The organism is Longimicrobium sp. (assembly GCA_036389135.1).
Taxonomy (GTDB): domain Bacteria; phylum Gemmatimonadota; class Gemmatimonadetes; order Longimicrobiales; family Longimicrobiaceae; genus Longimicrobium.
On record DASVQP010000035.1, the window covers coordinates 61,263 to 82,745 of the forward strand.

A 21,483-nucleotide genomic window follows, 5' to 3' on the forward strand; every position below is an offset into this window, starting at 1 on the left:
ACGATGATCGACTTCGAAGCAGGGGTGAGGGAGGCGTGGATGGACGCGACCGCGCCGGGGTGCGTGCTGGTCGTCTCGGAGAACGAGGTGATCCGCACGGGACTCCGTCTCCTCCTCCAGCGCAACCGCTACGAGGCGGTGGAGGCGCGCACGGAGGAGGAAGCGGTGCGGCTCTCGGTGGAGTGGTTCCCGGACCTGGTGATCGTGGACCTTCCCGACCCCGCGGCCCCGCGCCTCCTGGAGGAGCTTCGCCGCGAGCCGGGGTGCACCGGCACCCTCGCCCTGCGCCTGACCGCCGACTCCGAGGCCGCGCACTCGGGCACCGCCCACTACGACGGCTGCCTGGTGAAGCCGGCGGACCCGCAGCGCATCCTCGCCGAGGTGGTGCGGCTGATGGAGCGGCGCTTCGGGGCGGGACGCAGTGCGGTGCCGCTGGACGGCCCCCGCGCCGCGGAGCTGGTTCGGCTGGACACCCCCTTCCCCGCCCGCACGCGCGTGGAGGCGAACCCGCTGAACGCGGAGGTGCTGGCCAACATCCTCTCCGAGCTGCGCTGGCTGGGGATCCGCCACCACCAGCTGCGTGACGGTGACGACGTGGTGGTGGAGTACGTGTGCACGGTGCAGCAGGCGCTGGAGCTCGGTTTCGAGGACGTGCCGGGCGTGCTCGCCTTCGCCCTGGAGGATGCCTTCCCCTGGCTGGCGCGCCGCCCCGATGCGCTGCGCAGGCGGATCGAGCGGCTCAAGAACCTGGCATCGCTGCGCCGCACGGGGTGAGCACAGTGCGCCCGATGCCGAACGTGCGGCCGGGCGGAAGGTGAACAGCCGACGTAATTGGAGGTGCGGGATGAGAGGTCCGAGGAGGACTCGCGATCCGGTCGAGATCCGGCTCTGGATGGAGGAGCGTGGCGGCGCCCCGGCCTTCGCGAACGGCGCCGAGGGACCGCTCCGCATCGACTTCGATCCGTACACGCCGGTGGCTGAGGCGGATTGGGTGCGCTGGTTTCGCGTCTTCGAGGACCACGCGCTCACCTTCCACTTCCACCCGGCGGACGAGGGCCGCTTCCACCGCCTGGTGCGCGGCCGGGCGGACGACGAGCACCCCACGCTGGCGGTGTGGCCGGCGGGGAGCCTGATGATCGTGGAGCGCACGGGCTGAACGGACGGAAACGAGAGGGCCGGCGCACATGAACGCGCGCGGCAACCCACAGCGGGGCATGGACATGGAACCGCTCACCCGCCGGCAGGTGGAGATACTGGGCTACCTGCGGGAATACCTGGAAGAGAAAGGGTACGCTCCCAGCCACGAGGAGGTGGCGGAGCGTTTCAGCTACCGCGCCATCTCCACCGTGGCCGAGCACCTGAACACGCTGCAGGAGAAGGGCTACATCCTGCGCACCCCCGGCCGCTCGCGCGCGCTGCGCCTGCTGCGCCCCGGCGACGTCGCGGAGCCGGAGCCGACGCAGGGCTTCAGCGTGGCCGACGGCGCGCAGTACGTCCCCCGCCGCCACCTGCCGCCCATGTTCGCCGCCTGGATGGCCGAGTGGCTCACCGAGCGCGGCCATCCCCGCCCGGACGAGGCGCAGCTCAAGGCGTGGGTGATGCACCGCATGCGGCGGCGCGCGTCCTGACATCGCAGGGCGTCACACAGAGGGCACGGAGGAAAACGGAAAGGCACGGAAAGAACCTCCTTTGCGGTTCTTTCCGTGCCCTCTGTGTCTCTGTGTGAGGCTGTTCTTCAGGCGCGCGGCGGGCGGAAGCCGAGGATCTCGCGGTCGTACGTGGCGGGGTTGGCGGCGTACAGCGCGCTCCACTCGTCGGGGCCGGGAAGGTTCAGCTCGCGGTGCACGGCCAGGATCAGCTCGCGGAGGCGGTCGGCGGACTCGCCGGTGCCCACCAGCGTCTCCACGATCTCGTCGCCGCCCCACGCCGGGGCCGCCACGGCGGCGGGAACGCGGGAGGCTTCGCCCGCACGCTGCGCCAGGAGCCAGAAGCCGTCCGGATCCAACGCGAAAATGTGCTCGGCGATTTTCGCCGAGCACCAGTCGAGATATTTGATCCGGAGAGCAGGTTCCTGCGCCATGCAGGACGGGGTTGTAGGCGGACCGGGACGCGCGTGCGTCAACTGTGCGGCCCGCGGGCCACTAGGTCAAGACTTTTGTTTGCGGGACGTCCCGAGCCAGCACCTGGAAGATGGTCTCCCGCATCGCGCAGTATCGCAGCATCTTCGCCACGAGCTCCGGGTCCCGTTGCTGGATCGCTTCCACCCGGTTCGCCACGTCGGAGGGGAGCGTCAGGACAACTGGGCGGGCTTCCGTCATTCAGGGTCTCGAAGGTTCGGGGGATGGTCTTGCGGGGGCGGCCACGACGGGGGTGCCGAAGCCGGAGCGCCAAAGTAAGTGGGTGCCCCCGTGCCGGTCAACCCCTTTGTAACCCTATGCAAACCAATACGTTACACGCAAGTGACTGCGCCGCAACCGGTTGCGTGCCCACCCCCTCCTTCACGCCACGCGCGGTGGCCGGACAGGGGCTGGAGCGCTCTGAAACACCCTTGCGGAGCAGCGGGGCTGCAAGCAGATTAGGGGCCACCTCCCACGCGAAATTCCACGCGGTCCCCCCCTGTCCGACCGTCTCCGGAGCACCCGACCATGCTCGATCGCGATCCGCTCGTGCCGGTGAGGCGCTGAGCCGATGCCCGTCATCGCCATTGCCAACCAGAAGGGCGGCGTCGGAAAGACGACCACCGCCGTGAACCTCGGCGCCAGCCTGGCCGCGGCCGAGAAGCGCACGCTTGTGGTGGACCTGGACCCGCAGGGGAACGCCTCCAGCGGCCTCCTTCCAGCCGCGCTGCGCGGCTCCGCCCGCTCGTCGCTCTACGGCGTGCTCTTTGACGGCGCCCCGCTGGCCAGCGCCGTGGTGCGCTCGCCGGACATCGCCTTCCTGGACGTGGTCCCCACGAGCGACCACCTGATGGGCGCCGAGGTGGAGATGGCGGACCTCCCCGGCCGCGAGCGCCGCCTGCGCGAGGCGCTCGCCCCCGTGCGCGACCTGTACGACTTCGTGCTGCTGGACTGCCCTCCCGCGCTGGGCCTCTTCACCCTGGGCGCCCTGGTGGCTGCGGACAGCGTGCTGGTGCCGGTGCAGGCGGAGTTCTTTGCGCTGGAGGGGTTGTCGCAGCTGCTGGAGAACATCGAGCTCGTGCGGGCCCTGAACCCCGCGCTACGCGTGGAGGGCGCGTTGATCACGATGTACGACGGGCGGCTTTCGCTGGCGCAGAGTGTGGCCGCCGAGGTGCGCGGGCACCTGGGCGAGCGCACGTTCGCCACCGTCATCCCGCGCAACGTGCGCCTGGCGGAGGCGCCCAGTTTCGAGCGGCCGGTGCTCGCGTACGACGCGCAGTCGGCGGGGGCGCGCAGCTACCTGTCGCTCGCGGTGGAGCTGATCCAGCGGTATGGAATGGAGGCGCCGGTGGGGCGGGGGCGGGAGAGCCGGGCGGGATAGGCATCGGCGCGGGCACCGGGGGATGGAGCGCGGGGCGCGGGGGCACGGGCGCGGGCACCGGGGGAGCCCGGAAGGCGGGCACCCGCGGGCACCGGGGGGGCGCGCGGGGCGGGCACCCGCGGGCACCGGGGGCTGAAGCCCCGGCTGGAACGACGGGAAGACCGCTGAAGCGGTCTCGGGGGCGGCGGGGGGTGGTGCGGTTCAGTGTTCCCCAGTGTAGGGCCTCGCGCCCCCCCGACCTCGCACCGCCCTCGGCGCGGAGCGAAGGAAGGGGCGGATTGCCGTGTGCACGCACATGGCGGTTGGCGGGGCCGAGCACGCGGGCGGCCGCGGGCGCAGGACACGGGCAGCCACGTGGGGCGGCCCCTACGGGATCGGTGCGGAGGGCGGGGGTCCGGGGGGGCAAGGGAGGGCGGACACGCAGGTCCGCCCCTACCGGAATCGGGCAGGGCGGGCGGCGGTGCAGCCCGTGACACGGGCGCGGTAAATCGCGCCCCTACAGGATTGCGGGCCCGACAGATATCCATGCGAACGCCCCTCCCCCAGGTAGTTATTGGGGGAGGGGCCGCGAGGTGTCGAGCGGGGGTGGGGGCCCTTCGCCTCCCCTCACGCCGGGAGCGTGAAGTGAAAGGTTGCGCCCTCGCCCGGGACGCTCTCCGCCCAGATGCGGCCGCCGTGGGCCTCCACGATCCCCTTGGCGATGGCGAGGCCCAGGCCGAGACCCTCCTTCTCGCCGCGGCGGACCTGCCAGTAGCGGTCGAAGAGATGCGGGAGGTGCTCGGGGGCGATGCCGGTGCCGGTGTCGGCCACCGTGAAGCGGACGGCGCCCTCGGCGGGGGCGGCGGCGACGGTGATGAGGCCGCCCGCGGGGGTGAACTTCAGGGCGTTCCCCAGCAGGTTGGAGAGCACGCGCAGGACGCGCGAGTGGTCCGCCCACAGCGTGGGGAGGCCGGGCACCACCGAGGTGCCCAGCGTCAGCCCGCGCTGCACCGCCATCTCGCGGAACATCTCCACCGCCCCGTCCACCAGGTCTGCCGGCGTCACGGACGCGGGGCAGAGGGCCGCGCCCCCCGATTCCAGCGCCACCACCTCCACCAGGTCCTGGATGAGCCCCGCCATCTGCTGCGACGCGTTGCGGATGGCGCGCAGCTGCTGGCGGTCGCGGTCGCTCCACGCCTCGCCGGCCGAGAAGTCGTCCAGCAGCGCCGTGCCCAGGACGATGGCGTTGAGCGGATTGCGCAGGTCGTGCGACACCACCGCCAGCACCTCCTCGCGGGCGCGGGAGGCCCGCTGCGCTTCCTCGTAGAGCCGCGCGTTGTCCACTGCCAGGGCGGCGCGGCGGGCCAGCTCCTGCGCCACCTCCAGGTCCGCCTCCTCGTAGGGCGGTGAGTTCGCCGTGCGGCCGAAGGAGATGGCGCCCAGCGTGCGCCCGCGTGCCTGCATCGGCACCACCATCCCGGAGGCGAGCCCCAGGTCGCGCAGCATCTCCGTGTGCTCGGGGCCGCTGGAGATCGCGCTGACCATGCCGTCGTCCACCGCGGGGATGAGGCGCGCCTCGCCCGTGCGCAGGCAGACGACGGCGGGGTGCTCGCCCGCGGGGTCCACCGGGAAGCGGCGCAGGAGCCCGCGCACGATTTCGCGCCGGCGCGGGTCCGCGTGGGCGACGCCGGGGGCGCGCAGCTCCCCGCCCTCCTCCACGTGCACGATGCAGTAGTCGGCCAGGCTCCCCGCCACCATGTCCGCGATGCGCTGCAGCGTCGCGGCGGACTCCAGCGACGAGGCCAGGAGCTCGCTGGTGCGCGCCAGCAGGCGGTCGGCCTGCCGGCGGCGGCGCTCCTCCGTCACGTCGGTGAAGGTGACCACGCCGGCTACCGTCTTCCCCTCCGCGTCCGCGACGGGGGCGCCGTTCACCCGCATCACCGCGCGCGTGCCGTCGCCGCGGCGGTAGTGCAGCTCCTCGCCGGCGATGCTCTCGCCGTCGCGGACGACGCGGGCCAGGGGGTACTCGCCCGCGGCGAGGGGGCGCCCGTCCGGGTGCACGTAGCCCGCGCCGCCCTCAGGGAGGATGGGGTGGCGGAAGAGGCGCTCCACCTCGGGGTTGTGCAGGACGATGCGGCCGTCCGGCGCTTCGCCGATCAGCACCCCCTCGGGCATCTGCCGCACCACCGCTTCCAGGAAGGCGCGCCCGCGCTCCGTTTCGCCCAGGAGCGCCGCGCGAGCTTCTTCGGCGCGGCGGGCGCTGATGTCGCGGATCATCCAGCGCATCCCCGCGGGCTCGCCGGCGCGCGCGGGGACTCCCTGCACCGAGCACTCCGCGGGGATCGGCTCACCGCCGCGCGGCGCAAGGGTGACTTCCCACTCGTCGATGCGCGCGCGCATGGAGGCGGCGAGCGACATTCGCGTGCGGAAGTCGCGCACCTCTTCTCGGTCGATGAAGAGCACCAGCGGCTTGCCGCGCAGCTCACGCCCGTTGACGCCAAGGAGCTCGCAGGCGGCGAGGTTCGCTTCGCGGATGACGCCCACCTCGTCGGTCACCACGTAGGGGACGGGCGCGTACTCGAAGAGCTCGACGTAGCGGCGATTCTCGTCCTCCAGGAGGAGCTGCGCGGCGGCGAGGCTCTCGTTCTGCTGGCGAAGCTCCTCTTCCGCCACGCGCAGCTCCTCCATCGCCGTCATCAGCTCTTCCAGCGCGGCCTGCGCCACGTCCCCCGGCCCCGCGGACGTGACGAGGCGCGCGCGCAGGGCCTCGATGCGGTCGTGCGCGCTGTGCATCTGGTGGTGGAGGACGGAATCGAAGCTCATTATCGCGCGCCGGGAAGAGCGTGCCGCCTATCTGTGCTGTGTGTCCACTTAGGCAAAGCTTGCGCCAGGTTTTGCCATGGTCAGCCATTGCCAGGGGCGAGTGAACTCGCGGCAACAACCGCACAAAGTCCGCCTGCGCGGACTCAGGGGTGGGATTCGCTCGCGCGGCGGGGGGCGGCGCGGACAGGAGGCCGCGGTTCTCGAGCCGGCTTCAGCCGCCTTCCCGTGGTTCCAGCCGGGGGATTCATCCTCCGGCCTGATCGGCGGGGTCTTCGAATTCGTGCATCACCAGGACGGCGCCGCGGATCTCGCGGTCGGCGCCGGCGAAGGGGGTGCAGGTGACGTGGCACCGGATGGTGCGGCCGCGGCGGTTGACGGCGTCCAGCGTCAGCTCCTCGTGCTCGGAGCGGCCCTCGATGCAGGCGCGGACCGGGGCCTTGAGGCGCTCCACCGGGAAGCCGATGTCCAGGTTCTGGAACGCCACCCCCTCCACCTCCTCCCCGCGCAGCCCCCACAGCTCCTCGGCCTTGCGGCTCCAGATGCGGATGTCCGAGTCGCGGTCCAGCACCACCACGGCGGAGCTCAGCGAGGTGAGGATCGCCGTCATGTAGCTGTTGACGTCGTTCAGCTCCCCCGTGCGGCGCTGGATCTCGTTGTTGATCGTCTCCAGCTCCTCGTTGGTGGATTGGAGCTCCTCGTTCATCGTCTCCAGCTCCTCGTTGCTGCTCTGGAGCTCCTCGTTGGTCGTCTCCAGCTCCTCGATGGTGCTCTGCAGCTCCTCGTTGGTCGTTTCCAGCTCCTCGTTGGTGCTCTGCAGCTCCTCGAACGCCGTCTCCAGCTCCTGGTTGGCCTCCATGAGCTGAGCCCGCACCTGCTGCTCCTGCGACACGTCCACGAAGGAGACGCTCACCCCCACGATGGCGTCGTCGCGGTCCACCAGCGGCGCCAGGATCAACTCGAAGGTGCGTATGGCTCCGTCGGGGAGCAGGTGCTCCACGCCGGGGAGGTGCAGGACGCGCGGATCGCCGTACACCTGCTCGATGCGGGTGCGCAGGTCCACCGGCCGGTACGAGATGGTGAGGTCGTGCAGCGAGCGCCCCAGGTCCGCCGGCACCAGCCCGAAGATGGCGCGGGCCTGCGCGCTGGCCAGGACCAGGGTGCCCTTGCGGTCCACCACGAGCTGCGCGTTGGGCTGCACGTCCAGCGCGGCTTCGCGGATGCGGAGCTGGTGCACCAGCCGCTCGTGCCCCTCGGCGCGCGCGGGCTGCCCCAGCGTCAGCAGCCGGTCGCGCCGGGCCGCGCGCGCCGTCTTGCGGAAGATGCGCGCCTTGAGGTCCACCGGGGCGAAGAGGTCCCCGTGCGACCTCATCATCTCCGCCTTTCCCAAAAAGAGGGTGCCGCCGTCCTTGAGCCCAAAGTGGAAGCGCGTCAGGATGCGCCCCTGCGTCTCCGCGTTGAAGTACATCAGCGCGTTGCGCGAGACCAGCAGATCCAGGTGGCTGATGGGCGCGTCGCGCACCAGGTCGTGCCGGCCGAAGATCACCTGGCGGCGCAGGTCGGCGCGGAAGGCGTACGTCCCACCCGGGGCGGGCTCGAAGTACTTCTCGCGCAGCTCCGGCGGCAGCGACTCCATGGCCCGCGCGTTGTACGCGGCGGAGCGGGCATGCGCCAGCGCCTCCTCGTCCACGTCGGTGGCGTAGATCTTCACCCGCTCGCGGAAGCCCTCCGCCCCCAGCACCTCGGAGAACATCATCGCCAGCGTGTACGTCTCCTCGCCAGACGCGCACCCGGCGCTCCACACCCGCACCGGCGCATCCGAGTCGCCGAGGATGGGCGCCAGGTGCTCGTTCATCAGCACGGACCACGCTTCGGGGTCGCGCCAGAAACCGGTGACGTTGATGAGGATGGTGTTGAAGAGCGCGGTGAACTCCCCCGGATGGGCTTCCAGGAAGGCCTGGTAGGCGGCGAAGCCGTCCACCTCCACCTCGGCCATCCGCTTCTCCACGCGGCGCACCAGGGTGGCTCGCTTGTAGCCGGTGAAGTCGAAGCCCCGGTTGTCGCGGAGGAACTCCAGGAGCTGTTCGAAGTGGGGATCTGCGGGCTGGCTCATGCGCTCTGCGTTACGGCCTGTACGATGCGGCCGGCGATCTGCTCCAGGGGGAGCACGTCGTCCGCGGTTCCGGTGGCGATGGCGTTGCGGGGCATGCTCTCGACGGTCGCCGTGGCGGGGTCCTGCACCAGCACGGTGCCCCCGCCCTCCTTGATGGCGCGGACTCCCAGGCTCCCGTCGGAGTCGCACCCGGTGAGGACCACGCCCACCACCCCGGCTCCGAACCGTTCCGCGGCCGAGGCGAAGAGCGGATCGGCCGCGGGGCGCGAGAAGCGGACCGGGGGCGCATCCGAAAGCTGGAGCCGCCCGCCACCATCCACCACCACGTGCCGGTCCGGCGGCGCCACGAACACCCGCCCGTCGTTCAGCGCCTCGCCGCCGAGCGCCTCGCACACGGGAAGCGCGCTGACCATCCCCAGCACCTCGGCCAGCCGGCTGCGGCGCCCGGGCTCCAGGTGCTGCACCACCACCACCGAGGCGGGGAGGTCGGCCGGGAGCTGGGAGAGGATGTGGCGCAGCGCCTGGATGCCCCCAAGCGACGACGCGATCACCACCAGGCACGGCGGCGGTGTGGAATCCAAATGGGTCCGGCGAAAAGGGACTCGTGGAAATCTGGATAGATTGTAACACTCGCCCGCGCGCCCCTCCGTGTCAAGCAACTGGAAACGTCCGTGCACGGGAATTGCCGCCCCCCTCGCGGGGTGAACGCCTGCGGATCGAAACTTTCGGGAGCCAACCAGTGACTGGACGGGACATCATCGTGATGGGCGGCTCGGCCGGGGCGGTCGAGGGGATGACGCAGATCGTGGCGGGGTTCCCCGCCGATCTTCCGGCGGCGGTCTTCGTGGTGGTGCACTTCCCCCCGTACAGCACCAGCGTGCTCCCCCGCATCCTGACCCGGGCCGGTCCGCTCACCGCCGTGCACCCGTCCGACGGCGACCGCATCGAGCACGGCACCATCTACGTGGCGCCGCCGGACCACCACCTCCTGCTGGAGGACGGGCGCATCCGGCTCACGCGCGGCCCGCGCGAGAACGGGCACCGGCCGGCCGTGGACACCCTCTTCCGCAGCGCCGCCCGCGCGTACGGCCCGCGCGTGGCCGCCGTGGTCATTACCGGCAACCTGGACGACGGCACGGCCGGGCTGGGCGCGGTGCGCGCGCGCGGCGGTGCCGCCGTGGTGCAGGACCCGGCGGACGCCCTGCACCCGGGGATGCCGAGCAGTGCCCTGGCCGTGGTGGGCGCGGACCACGTGGTGCCGCTGGACCGGATCTCCGCCACGCTGGTGGAGCTCGCCACCAGCCCCCTTCCCGACTCGGAGCCACCCGTGCCAAACCGACTCGACAAAGAGGCCGACATCGCGGTGATGGACTTCGACGCGATGCAGGACGACGAGCGCCCCGGCACCCCCGCGGGCTACAGCTGCCCGGAGTGCCACGGCTCGCTCTTCGAGATCCAGGAGGCGGAGGTGGTGCGCTACCGCTGCCGGGTGGGGCACGCCTACGGGGTGGAGTCGCTGCTGGCGCACCAGGGCCACGCGGTGGAGTCGGCCCTGTGGACGGCAATGCTGGCGCTGAAGGAGCGCGCCGCCCTCTCGCGGAAGATGGCCGACCGCCTCCGCGCCCGCGGCGGCGACCTCTCGGCAAACCGCTTCGGCGAACAGGCGGACGAAGCGGACGTGCGCGCGGGGGTGATCCTGGAGGTGCTGCGCAACCTGGGCCTCGCCGGCGGCCAGGAAGCCGAGCGCTCGCTGGAGGCCCGCACCGCGCTGGAGCAGCCGCTGCTGGAGCAGGCGGGAGACTGAGCGGGCCCCCTCCCCCGCTCGTCACCTCGCGGCCCCTCCCCCAATAACCACCTGGGGGAGGGGCGTACGCGTGGATTGGTGCGGGCGGCCGGCATCGCGGGCCCTCTCCTCGCTCGTTCCTCGCTGCCCCTCTCCCAAACCGCTGGGAGAGGGGCGCACGCGTAGATCACCGATGCGCGTCGGGGCAAAGCTGCGTGTCTGCCCTCCCCCGCCCCGCCACAAACCCTGCCGTTCGCCATGTAACTCGTAGGGGCGGCCCCGCGTGGGCGCCCGTGGGCCGGTCCCGCGCCACCGTCGGACGCCAGGCGCCCACACACTCCCCGCCGCTCCGCGCCAACGCCGTCCGCGCCCCAGATGGCGGGCTCCCGGGGGTCATCGCCCCGGTTCCAATCGCCGCGGCACGGCAATGGCACAGCCACGACTGTCCGGAGTGTCCGGGTTCGGAAGACTTCGCGGTTCTGGCGCGGCCACTCCGTCCCCTTTACCTTTCGCGTTTGTGGACTCATTCTGGGACAACCCTTACACCGCGCGGCCGATCTCATGGAACACCCTCCCCGCCCATCCCCCGAAGCGTTGAACGGCACCGCCCGCATCCCCTACCTCTTCGTGCTGGACGAGCTGGAGGCGGCGGGGAACGGCGACGCCGGGGTCGCGCTCTGGCAGATGCTGCGCAACGTGCGCGGCCGCATCGACGCCGGCGACGAGCTCCCGGGGATCCTGCTGATGGGCGAGAGCGGCGAGCTCCTGGACGCCGTCCCGGAGCTGCGCACCACGCTGCGCGGGATGACCCGCCTCCTCCGCGAGATGCGCCCGGACGACGACACGCGCGACGGGCTGGTGCTGGGGTGCGCGCACCTGGGGCTCTGGGCCGAGGGGATGGGCGCCTGCCGCACGGCACTCTCCTTCTTCGCCCTGGCCGAAGAGATCGACCCGGACCGGCCGCACCTCGGCTACCACATCGGGCGGCTCGCGCGTAAGCTGGCGCTGTACGACCTGGCCGAGCCGTGGCTCAAGTGGGCGCACGGAAAGTCGCGCGCCGCCGGGCAGTGGGAGGTGGCGGCGCTCTGCGCGTCGGGGCTGGGCAACCTGTACCGCCAGCGCGGCAACCTCCCCCTGGCCCGCCGCTTCCACCGCTTCTGCCTGCGCATCGCACGCACGCACGGACTCCGCACGCTGGAGGGCGACGCGCTGTACGACCTCGCGGGAATCAGCTTCGATGCCGATCAAGAGCGGACTGCAATGAAGTACGTCTCCGACGCACTTGCGGCGTACGGCCCCGGGCACGGGCGTGTGTACGCGCTCGCACATGATGTCGCGTGGTTCTGGATGGATAGATCAGGACGGTTTGCAGACGCTGCGGAGGTTCTCCTAGTGCTCGTGGATCACCTATGGGAACCACGCCGGCGAATGGTGTTGTTCGCCAGCCTCGCGCGAGCCGCGGCCGGAGCCGGATGGAACTCAATATTCGAGAGCGCGTGGACCGAGGCGTGGGGAATGATGCGCCAGCAACCCAGCAAGCATGGACATGCCGCGGCGCTAGTTCAGCTTGCGCTCGGCTCCGGCACGCTCGGGTTCTGGGATCGGGCAGAACTGGCCGCAGGCGAGGCACTGCGCATCGCCCGGGAGAGGCAGGAGAACGAATTTGTGCTCCAGGCGGAAGCCATGCTCAATGCGGTGCGGTTCGGAGTCGTAGGCGAAGATGAGATCACCCGTGTTTTCCAGGATCGGCAGCGTCCCGCCAACAGGATGCTTGTCGAGGTGGTCGCAGCAACCAACGATGCTCTCGTGAGTGCAATGCGCGAGAGGCGGGACGACGCACCCGTAGGACCCGCATCCCGCCTCTCGATTGTGCCAGCCTGTCCGTAGCTGGCCTTAGTTGTCCGATCCGACCCACCCTCCGCCAAACGCCGTGGTATCGGCCGGCGGGGTGTTGTTCCCGGTGCCGCCGCCTTCCTGGGTCACGTTGTCGGAGCCGACCCACCCGCCTCCGACGGCGGTCTCATCGTGCGACGGGTCGGACGGCGCGGTGATGCGGGACGCTCCATCGGCGCAGGCGGCGGCGGCGCAGAGAGCGGCGAGGGCGAGGAAGGAGCGGGCGAAGCGCATAGAGACGATCTCCGGAAGCGTGGTCGAACGAAGCGGGCACCGGGTCAGTCCGGTGCCCGTTCCTTTATTCTGGCGCGCTGGGTGCCCCGCGGAGATTCCGTTGCCGCCGTGTTAAAGGACAAAGTGGACGACTGCGCGCGGAGGCGCGGAGGAACAGCAACAGCGGCCTCACACAGAGCCACAGAGAGAAAAGCTAAAAGAGGTCCTCTGTGGCTCGCAGTTCCCCTCCGTGTTCTCTGTGTGAGCTTCTTTCTGTCGTTCCCTCCGCGTCTCCGCGTGAGCCGATCACGATGCCGCGGCACTCGCTGTGCCGGATGGGAGCAGCGTGCAACCTGCCCCCACCACGGAGACACGGCGGATGGAACCGGAGCTCGGCATTATCGAAGGGTTTTACGGAAAGCCCTGGACGTGGGAAGAGCGCGCCGCGACGGTGGAGTTCCTGGCGCCGCACGGGTACCGCTTCTTCATGTACGCGCCCAAGGCGGACACCTTTCTGCGCCGCCGTTGGCAGGAGGAGTACCCGGAGGAGAGCGCCCGCGGCCTCGCCACCCTCGCGGACGCCTGCCGGCGGGCGGGAGTGCGCTTCGGAGTGGGGCTTAGCCCGTACGAGATCTTCAACGGCTTCGACGCCGCCGCGCACGACGCCCTCGCCCGCAAGCTCGCCTTCTTCGACGAGCTTGGGGTGCAGGACCTGGCGATCCTCTTCGACGACATGCGCGGCGACACCCCCGACCTCGCGGCGCGCCAGGTGGAGATCGTCCACTGGGCCGCGGAACGGACCCGGGCGAACCGCCTCCTCGTCTGCCCCAGCTACTACTCCGACGACCCGGTGCTCGACCGCGCCTTCGGCCGCCGGCCGGATGGATACCTGGAGCAGCTCGGCGCGGCGCTCGACCCTTCGATCGAGGTGTTCTGGACGGGCGAAGAGGTATGCTCGCGCGAGATCACGCCCGGACACCTGGAGCGCGTAACGGGGCAGCTTCGCCGCAAGCCGTTCCTGTGGGACAACTATCCGGTCAACGACGGCCCGCGCATGTCGCAGTACCTGCACGTGCGCGCCTTCACCGGGCGTCCGGCCAGCCTGCGCGGTCACGTGGCGGCGCACGGCATCAACCCGGCGCTGCAGCCCACCCTGTCGCTGATCCCCGCGCTGACCCTTCCGGAGTGCTACCGCCTGGGCGACGCCTACGCGTACGGCGACGCCTTTCGCACCGCCGCCATGGCCGTGCTGGGCGCATCGCTCGGCACGCGCGTGTGGGAAGACGTGCTGGTGCTGCAGAACGTGGGGCTGGACCGGCTGGAGGAAAAGGAAGCGGCCCTCCGCGAGCGTTACGGCGCCGAAGAGCATCCGGGCGCCCGCGAGATCATCGCCTGGCTGGACGGCGCGTACCGCATCACGGACGAGATCGTGCAGACGCAGTAGCCGGACAATCCTTGCGCGGAAGGTGCGTGCGGCACAACTGTTACGCTCCGTGGTGCGTCCTCTTTCCGGGCTCGGCTCATGGCCTCTCCCACGATCCTCTACGTGGAGGACCACCCCTCCGTCCGCCAGGCCGTGCTGATGTCGCTGCAGCTGGTGGGCTTCGGCGTGCTGGGTGCGGACGATGGGGTGGAGGGGGTGGAGATGGCGCTGAAGCACCACCCGGACCTGGTGCTGATGGACCTGCACCTCCCGCGGATGGACGGCTGGGAAGCCCTCGCCACCCTCCGCGGCGACCCGCTGACGGCCGGCATCCCGGTGATCGCCTGCACCGCCGGCGACCTGGACCCGGACCGTGCCCGCGCCGCCGGCTTCGCCGACTTCCTCGCCAAGCCCTTCCAGGCACCGCGCCTGATCGCGGCGATCCGGGCGCAATTGCCGGCCGAGGCCGAAAGCACCGGGGGCGAGAACACCGGGGGCTGAAGCCCCCGGCTGGAACGACGGGAAGACCGCTGAAGCGGTCTCGTGGGCGGCGGGCGGTGGAGCGGGTTCAATTCTAGAGCGCAACGCATGTCGGCCCCTTCTCTCGCACCGCCTTATAGGGCGGAGCGAAGAAAGGGGCTTTCTCGTTTGACAGTTTGGTCGCGCGTTAAGCATCAGAAGCCGAGTCCGCGCAGGCGGACTTCGTGTGGTTCTAGCGGCGAATTCATTCGCTCCTGGATGCAGGCTGCGGAGCATACGCAGACCACGGGCGGCCACGCGGGGCCGCCCCTACCGGGTTGGGTGCGGAGGGGCGGGGGTCGGCGCGGGGGGAAGGGCGGGCAGACACGCAGGTCTGCCCCTACCGGTATTTGGGCGGCGGGCGGCGGTCGAAGGCAGGGCGAAGGGTGGGCGCGATGAATCGCGCCCCTACGGTTCCTGTGCGGCTAAGAGGGCAGTTCTCCCTCTCGCCCGCCCTGCGCCCCCGCAGGCGGGGAAGGGGTCGGGGGGAGGGGGCACATGCGCTGCGCGGATGCCTGCGAAGCAGTGGCAGCCCCCTCTCCCGATGACGTGAGGGCCCGTCACGCCACCTCCACCACGAACCCCGCCTTGATCTTGACCTTGTCCTCGATCTCGGTGGCGAGGGGGACGTTCTCCTGGAGGAACGCCTTGACGTTCTCGCGGCCCTGGCCCAGGCGCAGGTCGCCGTAGTTGAACCAGGAGCCGGACTTGGAGATCACGTCGTGCTCCACGCCCAGGTCCACGATGGTGCCGAAGCGGTCGATGCCGGTGCCCCACATGATGTCGAACACCACCTGCTTGAAGGGCGGCGCCACCTTGTTCTTCACCACCTTGACCTGCGTCTTGTTGCCAACGGCGACTTCGCGGTCCTTGATGGTGCCGATGCGCCGCACGTCCAGCCGCAGCGAGGCGTAGAACTTCAGCGCGCGCCCGCCCGTGGTCGTCTCCGGCGAGCCGAACATCACGCCGATCTTCTCGCGGATCTGGTTGGTGAAGACGAGCGTGGCCTGGGTGCGGTTGATGGCGCCGGTGACCTTGCGCAGCGCCTGGCTCATGAGGCGCGCGTGCAGCCCCATGTGACTGTCGCCCATCTCCCCCTCGATCTCGGCGCGTGGCACCAGGGCGGCCACGGAGTCCACCACCACCAGGTCCACCGCGCCGCTGCGGATGAGCGTCTCGGTGATCTCCAGCGCCTGCTCGCCGTTGTCCGGCTGCGACACGAGGAGGTTGTCCACGTCCACCCCCAGCTTGCGGGCGTACTCGATGTCGAGCGCGTGCTCGGCGTCCACGAAGGCCGCGATGCCGCCCTCGGCCTGGACGTTGGCGATCAGGTGTAGGCAGAGCGTGGTCTTGCCGGACGACTCCGGCCCAAAGATCTCCGTGATGCGCCCGCGCGGCACTCCGCCCACGCCGATGGCGGCGTCGAGGTGGATGGCGCTGGTGGAGATGGCGCTCACCTTCACCATGGGGCCGTCCACGCCCATGCGCATGATCGCGCCCTTGCCGTACGCCTTCTCGATCTGTCCGATCGCGACGTTCAGCGCCTTCGTCTTGTCAGCGTTCATCACGAGCGCCATTTGTCAGCTCTCCACCCCAGGTAAAAGCCTCCGCACGCCCACACCCCGTGAGCCGCAACCAATATACACCACAGTGTGAACTTTGTGCGAATAAAAACCGAAGGAAAAAGCTCACACAGAGAACACAGAGGCGAACTGCAAGACACAGAGGAAACCTTTTGCGGTTCTCTCTTTGTAACTCTGTGTCTCTGTGTGAGGCTTCCTTCCCTTCCCTGGCCCAGCGCTTGCGGCCCGCCGGCCCGACCGTTCCACATATCCAATGCGAACTCCAGAGCCGATGCCGGGACAGATAGAGGCGAGCCGGAAGGTGGTCATCGAAGAGGTGACGCCGCAGCTCGATTGCGGGCGCTACGCCATCAAGCGCGAAGTGGGCGACACCATCGAGGTGCGCGCGGACATCTTCAAGGAAGGGCACGACGCCATCTCGGCCGCCATCTGGTACCGGCCAGAGGACGAGGAGGAGTGGCGTGAGGCGCCGATGAAGTTCTGGGACAACGACCGCTGGACCGGCTCGTTCACCCCCGACCGCAACTGCCGCTGGTACTATACGGTCGTAGCCTGGACCGACTTCTTCGGCACCTGGCAGAGCGACCTGCGCAAGAAGTACGACGCCGGACAGGAGGTGGTGCTGGAGCTGTTCGAGGGCGCCGAGATCGTCGCGCGCACCGCGGCGGCGGCGCCGGAGGCGGAGCGCGAGACGATCCTGGAACACCTCGCCGAGATGATCGGCGACGTGCTGGACCACGAGGCCGCGCCCGAGACGTGGAAGTGGGCCGCCTTCGAAAAGGGCGCCGCCGCCGCCGAGGACCGCACCATCGCGGAGCGCGTGGCCGCCGCGCTGGACACGGGGCTCCTGAAGGTGATCGAGCGCGTTCCGCTGCGCGAGGATCTCACGCAGTTCGAGCCCGTCCTTCCCGTGCAGGTGGACCGGGTGGCGGCGCGCTTCGCGGCGTGGTACGAGCTCTTCCCGCGCTCCATGGCCGACGACCCCACCCGCCACGGCACGTGGGACGACGTCATCGCCAAGCTGCCGTACGTGCGCGACATGGGCTTCGACGTCCTCTACTTTCCGCCGATCCACCCGATCGGGCTGGCGTTCAGAAAGGGGAAGAACAACACGCTGGGCGCCGGGCCGGACCAGCCGGGGTCGCCGTACGCCATCGGCAGCAAGGACGGCGGGCACCGCGAGGTGCACCCGGAGCTGGGGTCGATGAAGGAGTTCCGCCGCATGGTGGCCGCCGCGGCGGAGCACGGGCTGGAGATCGCGCTCGACTTCGCCATCCAGGTCTCCCCCGACCACCCGTACGCCAAAGCGCACCCGAGCTGGTTTTTCGTGCGGCCTGACGGGTCGATCAAGTACGCGGAGAACCCGCCCAAGAAGTACCAGGACATCTACCCGCTCAACTTCTACGGCGACGACTGGGAAGCGCAGTGGAAGGAGTGGCGCGACGTCATCCGGCACTGGGTGGAGCAGGGGGTGAAGATCTTTCGCGTGGACAACCCGCACACCAAGCCCGTACAGTTCTGGGAGTGGATGATCCGCGAGGTGCAGCGGCAGCACCCCGAGGTGATCTTCCTCTCCGAGGCCTTCACGCGCCCCAAGATGATGCGGGCGCTGGCCAAGGCCGGCTTCAGCCAGAGCTACACGTACTTCACCTGGCGCAACTTCAAGGCGGAGATCATCGAGTACCTGGAGGAGCTGACGCAGGGGCCGATGAAGGACTACTTCCGCGGCAACCTCTTCCCCAACACGCCGGACATCAACCCGGAGTTCCTGCAGCGCGGCGGCCGCCCCGCGTTCATGATCCGCGCGGTGCTGGCGACCACCCTGTCCTCCGTCTACGGCATCTACAGCGGCTTCGAGCTGTGTGAGGGGACGCCGCTGGCGCCGGGAAAGGAGGAGTACCTGGACAGCGAGAAGTACGAGCTGAAGGCGTGGGACTGGGACCGTCCGGGCAACATCCGCGGCCTCATCCGCCGCCTCAACGAGATCCGCAAGCAGAACCGCGCGCTGCACGAGTACGACAACCTGCGCTTCTATCCAGCGGAGAACGACAACATCCTCTTCTATGGGAAGATGACGCCGGACAAGGCGAGCCTCATCTTCGTGGCCGTGAACCTGGACCCGTTTTCGGCGCACGAGGGGATGCTGCACTTCCCGCTGCCGGACATGGGGATCGGCTGGCACGACCCGTGGGAGGTGGAGGAGCTGCTGACCGGCGAGCGCCACTTCTGGCACGGCGGCTCGCACTGGATCCGCCTCGACCCCGGCGCCCCCGCGCGCATCTTCCGCGTCCGCGCGTGGCGCAGCTCGGAGCACGGCTTCGACTACTTCATGGAGCCGACGCTGGTGTAAGGGCCTTATGCAGAAAAACGGAGGCACGGAGAAGAGGTTCTTCTCCGTGCCTCCGTTTTTTCTAGCGGATCAGAGGTAGGTGATCGTGGAGTTGTAGACCTTGGCGCGTGCGTTCGTGGTGGTGGTGCCGTCGCTCACGTACAGGTCGATGTAGCACGTCTCGTACAGGTTGGCGTTGGCCGTCCACGCGTAGTCGTAGCCGTTCGCGATGTACACGCAGTCGCTGGTCCAGCTGTAGGTGAGCGGATCGCCATCCGCGTCGTACGAGCCCTGCGCGTCCAGGCTCCAGCTCATGTACGCCGGGTTGCCGCCCGAAGCGGGGTACGGCTTCTTCGATACGACGTGGATGACGGCGACCGGCGCCGAGTTCAGCGTCGCGCGCGGGGCGCTCTCGTCCGCGCTCAGCGCCGAGGTGGGCGCGCGGTCGCAGGCGGCGATGGCCACCGCGGCGAACAGCGCGACGAGGGGGGTGCGGATCTTCATCTTCGCTCCTTGGATGGGATGAACTGTGCTTCAGGTGGCCGAAGATTACCCGAAGACCTGTCCAATTGCAATTCCGTTTTGAAAGGAGTGCATCGTGCACGCATCCGTCAGTCGCGCTCGCGCCGGGCGAGCTCGGGGTGGAGCGCCAGTATCCCCATCCCGGCCACGACCTGGCGGAAGCCGTACGCGCGGATCGGCTCCGACCAGTCCTCCATCCCCAGCGCCCTCCCTACCCGCTCCGGCGCCAGCACGAGGCCCATCCCCGCCCCAATCCTGAACCATCCCACCACGCTCGCCAGCCCATTTCGTGATTCCATCTGATTCCTCCTTCTCCGGTAGAGGCGGGCGCCCAAACCAAGTGGTATGCCCCAACTGCGGGGCTCACACGGGGACACAGACCCACAGAGAACCACTTCCTGAACGGAGCGCTTCGCGGCACCTTGTTCAGGGGCCGTGATGTGGCGCGGAGTGAAGGAGACGCGCGCTGCCGCTTTGCACTATACCCTCCCATGTTCAGGTGCAAGGTATGCGCGGACTGGGCGGTGTCCGCCACCCACGCGGTTCAGTCCAACAGCAGCCCCGGGTAGTCCGCTCTAATGCGTAGCCATGCACCACCTACCGAACATTGGATGGATCGAACTGCGCGGGAAAGCCCGTCTCCTTCACTTCGCGCAGAAGCTCAGTCGTGTGAGGCAGGTACTCGCGGGGGCGCTCCGTTCAGGAAGTGGGTTCTCTGTGGCTTCGCGGTTCCCTCCGTGCTCTCTGTGTGAGGCTTTCCAGCGCCCGTGAATCACGCCGCAACCGCGTGCCCGCGCCCGGTTTGCGCTGGGTGCGCGGCCCGCGTATGTTGGCGCGCGAAAAGACCCAGCACACGATCATCGGAGAACCCATGGCAGACAGCGCACGCCGTACCGTGCTCCCGGTGCGGCACCAGCCCGACCTCCCGCGCGAACGGATGATCCTGGCCGAAGCGCCCGACGCCGAGGCGCTGGAGATGGACGTGGTGATCGTGGGCGCCGGGCCCGCCGGGCTCGCCACCGCCATCGAGCTCGCCCGCCTCGTGCAAAAGGATGCCGAGAACGGCGGCACCCTGGGCGAGGTCAACATCGCCGTCCTGGACAAGGCGCAGGCGCTGGGCGAGCACTGCCTGAGCGGCGCCGTGGTCAACCCGCGCGCCTTCCGCGAGCTCTTCCCCGACCTCAGAGACGAGGACTTCCCCTTCCGCGGACGCGTGGACTCGGAGTCGGTGCTCTTCCTCACCGAGACCGGGCAGATCCGCCTCCCCACGCCGCCCCCCATGCACAACCGGGGGAACTACGTGGGCTCCATCTGCGAGATCGTGCAGTGGCTCGGCGGCAAGGCGGAGGAGCTGGGCGTCAACGTCCTTCCCGGCTTCCCGGTGGACTCGCTCCTAGTGGACGACAAAAAGGTTGTCGGAGTGCGCACGACGCCGTCCGGCCTCAAGCGCGACGGCACGCCGGGCAGCACCCACGAGCCCGCCACCGACCTCACCGCCCGCGTGACCGTGCTGGCCGAGGGGACGCGCGGGCCGCTGGGGCAGGCGTACCGGCAGTGGCAGGGGATCACCTCCGAGAACCCGCAGATCTACGCGCTGGGCGTGAAGGAGATCTGGGAGACCAAGGTGCCGCTCGACCGGGTGGTGCACACGCTGGGCTGGCCCCTGCCGCGCGACGCATTCGGCGGGAGCTTCATGTACCCGCTGGAGCCCAACGTGGTGGCGATCGGCCTCGTGGTGGGCCTCGACTACCGGCAGACCACGCTGGACGTGCACCAGCTGCTGCAGCGGATGAAGCTCCACCCCTTCTTCAGGAAGTACCTGGAGGGGGGCGAGATGGTGGAGTGGGGCGCCAAGACGATCCCCGAGGGCGGCCTCTACGCCCTCCCGCAGCGCCGCTACGGCGACGGGCTGCTGATGGTGGGCGACACGGCGGGCTTCGTGGACGTGGCGTCGCTCAAGGGGATCCACTACGCCATGCAGTCGGGGATCTATGCCGCGCGCACCATCTTCGAGTCGCTCAAGCAGGGCGACGTCACGGGCGCGTCGCTGGGCGCGTACGACAAGCTGGTGGACGCCAGCTACATCCGCGACGACCTGCACAAGACGCGCAACATGCGCCTGGGGTTCAAGGACGGCTTCTTCGTGGGCGGGATCAAGGCGGGGCTCGCAACCGTCACGGGCGGGCGCATCCCCTCCGGCCGCATCGCCATGGAGCCGGACGCGGAGCGCGAGAAGGAGGTCACCCCGGAGACGCCGTTCGTGCCGGACAACACCCTGACGTTCAGCAAGGTGGACGCGGTCTTCAAGTCGGGGAACGGCACGCGCGACGACATCCCGTCGCACCTGATCGTGGGGCAGGACATCCCGGGCGAGGTGGCGGACATGTACGCCCACCTCTGCCCCGCCAACGTCTACGAGCGCCAGGGCGACCGGCTGGTGGTGAACGCCCCCAACTGCATCGACTGCAAGGCCACAGACGTCATCGGCCCCCGCTGGACCCCGCGCGAGGGCGGCAGCGGGCCGGCTTACAAGCGGATGTAGAGGGGCGGGGGCGCGGGGCCCCCTCCTGGGCCCCCCTCCCCCGCTCGTCACCTCGCGGCCCCTCCCCCAATAACTACCTGGGGGAGGGGCGGTTTGCGTCTGTCGGCGCGGGGTGCGTGAGGCGGCGCGGGGGCGGGCACGGGCAGCCACGTGGGGCGGCCCCTACGGGTTTGGGTGCCGAGGGGCGGGGGTCGACGCGCGGGAGAGGGCGGGCAGACACGCAGGTCTGCCCCTACCGGTATCGGTGCGCAGGGCCAGGCGGCGGT

Annotated in this window: 19 protein-coding genes; 10 read left to right on the forward strand and 9 right to left on the reverse strand. The window is 69.9% G+C overall.

Annotated features, from left to right (window positions below; all coding sequences use genetic code 11):
- Positions 1-3 precede the first annotated feature (3 nt).
- The 3 genes from VF584_08455 (at position 4) to VF584_08465 (ending at position 1,628) form a co-directional block, all read left to right on the forward strand.
- Positions 4-774 carry a response regulator gene (locus VF584_08455; protein ID HEX8210205.1) on the forward strand — a complete coding sequence of 257 codons (771 nt, stop codon included), beginning with the start codon at positions 4-6 and terminating at the stop codon, positions 772-774.
- A 70-nt stretch (positions 775-844) separates the two neighbouring features.
- Positions 845-1,156: a hypothetical protein gene (locus tag VF584_08460; GenBank protein ID HEX8210206.1), complete on the forward strand. Its 312-nt coding sequence runs from the start codon at positions 845-847 to the stop codon at positions 1,154-1,156.
- A gap of 58 nt (positions 1,157-1,214) precedes the next feature.
- Entirely contained in the window at positions 1,215-1,628 is a 414-nt protein-coding gene (locus tag VF584_08465) for a hypothetical protein (protein ID HEX8210207.1), read from the forward strand.
- Positions 1,629-1,735: 107 nt separating this feature from the next.
- On the opposite strand, the gene VF584_08470 is transcribed toward VF584_08465, so the two are convergent.
- On the reverse strand, positions 1,736-2,005 hold the full coding sequence (locus VF584_08470) for a hypothetical protein (GenBank protein ID HEX8210208.1): 270 nt from the start codon (positions 2,003-2,005) through the stop codon (positions 1,736-1,738).
- Positions 2,006-2,141: 136 nt separating this feature from the next.
- Positions 2,142-2,318, reverse strand: a complete 177-nt coding sequence (locus VF584_08475; GenBank protein HEX8210209.1) for a hypothetical protein — start codon at positions 2,316-2,318, stop codon at positions 2,142-2,144.
- A gap of 370 nt (positions 2,319-2,688) precedes the next feature.
- Here VF584_08475 and VF584_08480 point away from each other — a divergent pair, with 370 nt between their 5' ends.
- The gene (locus tag VF584_08480) at positions 2,689-3,498 is read left to right on the forward strand and encodes a ParA family protein (GenBank protein ID HEX8210210.1); all 810 of its coding nucleotides are present in this window, start codon (positions 2,689-2,691) and stop codon (positions 3,496-3,498) included.
- A 606-nt stretch (positions 3,499-4,104) separates the two neighbouring features.
- Here VF584_08480 and VF584_08485 read toward each other — a convergent pair.
- The 3 genes from VF584_08485 to VF584_08495 form a co-directional block, all read right to left on the reverse strand.
- Entirely contained in the window at positions 4,105-6,300 is a 2,196-nt protein-coding gene (locus VF584_08485) for an ATP-binding protein (protein ID HEX8210211.1), read from the reverse strand.
- A 244-nt stretch (positions 6,301-6,544) separates the two neighbouring features.
- Entirely contained in the window at positions 6,545-8,410 is a 1,866-nt protein-coding gene (locus VF584_08490; GenBank protein HEX8210212.1) for a CheR family methyltransferase, read from the reverse strand.
- Positions 8,407-8,991, reverse strand: coding sequence for a chemotaxis protein CheB (locus tag VF584_08495; GenBank protein HEX8210213.1), 585 nt, complete (start codon positions 8,989-8,991; stop codon positions 8,407-8,409). The genes VF584_08490 and VF584_08495 overlap by 4 nt, the downstream gene beginning before the upstream one ends.
- A 158-nt stretch (positions 8,992-9,149) precedes the next feature.
- On the opposite strand from VF584_08495, the gene VF584_08500 reads away from it, so the two are divergent.
- Positions 9,150-10,214, forward strand: coding sequence for a chemotaxis protein CheB (locus VF584_08500; GenBank protein ID HEX8210214.1), 1,065 nt, complete (start codon positions 9,150-9,152; stop codon positions 10,212-10,214).
- Positions 10,215-10,754: 540 nt separating this feature from the next.
- Positions 10,755-12,080, forward strand: coding sequence for a hypothetical protein (locus VF584_08505; GenBank protein HEX8210215.1), 1,326 nt, complete (start codon positions 10,755-10,757; stop codon positions 12,078-12,080).
- A 6-nt stretch (positions 12,081-12,086) separates the two neighbouring features.
- Here VF584_08505 and VF584_08510 read toward each other — a convergent pair whose 3' ends face one another.
- Positions 12,087-12,320, reverse strand: coding sequence for a hypothetical protein (locus VF584_08510; protein ID HEX8210216.1), 234 nt, complete (start codon positions 12,318-12,320; stop codon positions 12,087-12,089).
- A 358-nt stretch (positions 12,321-12,678) separates the two neighbouring features.
- Here VF584_08510 and VF584_08515 point away from each other — a divergent pair, with 358 nt between their 5' ends.
- Positions 12,679-13,743 (forward strand): beta-N-acetylglucosaminidase domain-containing protein, encoded by a 1,065-nt coding sequence (locus VF584_08515; GenBank protein ID HEX8210217.1) that lies wholly within the window; start codon positions 12,679-12,681, stop codon positions 13,741-13,743.
- A 78-nt stretch (positions 13,744-13,821) separates the two neighbouring features.
- Complete coding sequence (locus tag VF584_08520) at positions 13,822-14,223, forward strand: response regulator (protein HEX8210218.1); 402 nt, start codon at positions 13,822-13,824, stop codon at positions 14,221-14,223.
- Positions 14,224-14,801: 578 nt separating this feature from the next.
- On the opposite strand, the gene recA is transcribed toward VF584_08520, so the two are convergent.
- Entirely contained in the window at positions 14,802-15,806 is a 1,005-nt protein-coding gene (recA, locus tag VF584_08525) for a recombinase RecA (GenBank protein ID HEX8210219.1), read from the reverse strand.
- Positions 15,807-16,095: 289 nt separating this feature from the next.
- On the opposite strand from recA, the gene VF584_08530 reads away from it, so the two are divergent.
- Positions 16,096-18,174: an alpha-1,4-glucan--maltose-1-phosphate maltosyltransferase gene (locus tag VF584_08530; protein HEX8210220.1), complete on the forward strand. Its 2,079-nt coding sequence runs from the start codon at positions 16,096-16,098 to the stop codon at positions 18,172-18,174.
- 69 nt (positions 18,175-18,243) lie between these two features.
- Here VF584_08530 and VF584_08535 read toward each other — a convergent pair whose 3' ends face one another.
- On the reverse strand, positions 18,244-18,657 hold the full coding sequence (locus VF584_08535) for a hypothetical protein (protein HEX8210221.1): 414 nt from the start codon (positions 18,655-18,657) through the stop codon (positions 18,244-18,246).
- Between the two features lie 107 nt (positions 18,658-18,764).
- Positions 18,765-18,974: a hypothetical protein gene (locus VF584_08540; protein ID HEX8210222.1), complete on the reverse strand. Its 210-nt coding sequence runs from the start codon at positions 18,972-18,974 to the stop codon at positions 18,765-18,767.
- A 572-nt stretch (positions 18,975-19,546) separates the two neighbouring features.
- Between VF584_08540 and VF584_08545 the strand changes: the two genes are divergently transcribed.
- A complete protein-coding gene (locus VF584_08545) occupies positions 19,547-21,217 on the forward strand; it encodes an electron-transfer flavoprotein:ubiquinone oxidoreductase (GenBank protein HEX8210223.1) in 1,671 nt (556 codons plus the stop codon).
- Positions 21,218-21,483: the final 266 nt, after the last annotated feature.

Bases quoted from the DNA above. Each gene is read 5' to 3' on its own strand.
- VF584_08460 (HEX8210206.1), top strand. From the start codon at position 845: ATGAGAGGTCCGAGGAGGACTCGCGATCCGGTCGAGATCCGGCTCTGG.
- VF584_08485 (HEX8210211.1), bottom strand. From the start codon at position 6,300: ATGAGCTTCGATTCCGTCCTCCACCACCAGATGCACAGCGCGCACGAC.
- VF584_08535 (HEX8210221.1), bottom strand. From the start codon at position 18,657: ATGAAGATCCGCACCCCCCTCGTCGCGCTGTTCGCCGCGGTGGCCATC.
- VF584_08520 (HEX8210218.1), top strand. From the start codon at position 13,822: ATGGCCTCTCCCACGATCCTCTACGTGGAGGACCACCCCTCCGTCCGC.
- VF584_08515 (HEX8210217.1), top strand. From the start codon at position 12,679: ATGGAACCGGAGCTCGGCATTATCGAAGGGTTTTACGGAAAGCCCTGG.
- VF584_08510 (HEX8210216.1), bottom strand. From the start codon at position 12,320: ATGCGCTTCGCCCGCTCCTTCCTCGCCCTCGCCGCTCTCTGCGCCGCC.
- VF584_08475 (HEX8210209.1), bottom strand. From the start codon at position 2,318: ATGACGGAAGCCCGCCCAGTTGTCCTGACGCTCCCCTCCGACGTGGCG.
- VF584_08545 (HEX8210223.1), top strand. From the start codon at position 19,547: ATGGCAGACAGCGCACGCCGTACCGTGCTCCCGGTGCGGCACCAGCCC.
- VF584_08540 (HEX8210222.1), bottom strand. From the start codon at position 18,974: ATGGAATCACGAAATGGGCTGGCGAGCGTGGTGGGATGGTTCAGGATT.
- VF584_08455 (HEX8210205.1), top strand. From the start codon at position 4: ATGATCGACTTCGAAGCAGGGGTGAGGGAGGCGTGGATGGACGCGACC.
- VF584_08505 (HEX8210215.1), top strand. From the start codon at position 10,755: ATGGAACACCCTCCCCGCCCATCCCCCGAAGCGTTGAACGGCACCGCC.
- VF584_08490 (HEX8210212.1), bottom strand. From the start codon at position 8,410: ATGAGCCAGCCCGCAGATCCCCACTTCGAACAGCTCCTGGAGTTCCTC.
- VF584_08465 (HEX8210207.1), top strand. From the start codon at position 1,215: ATGGACATGGAACCGCTCACCCGCCGGCAGGTGGAGATACTGGGCTAC.
- VF584_08530 (HEX8210220.1), top strand. From the start codon at position 16,096: ATGCCGGGACAGATAGAGGCGAGCCGGAAGGTGGTCATCGAAGAGGTG.
- VF584_08480 (HEX8210210.1), top strand. From the start codon at position 2,689: ATGCCCGTCATCGCCATTGCCAACCAGAAGGGCGGCGTCGGAAAGACG.
- recA (HEX8210219.1), bottom strand. From the start codon at position 15,806: ATGAACGCTGACAAGACGAAGGCGCTGAACGTCGCGATCGGACAGATC.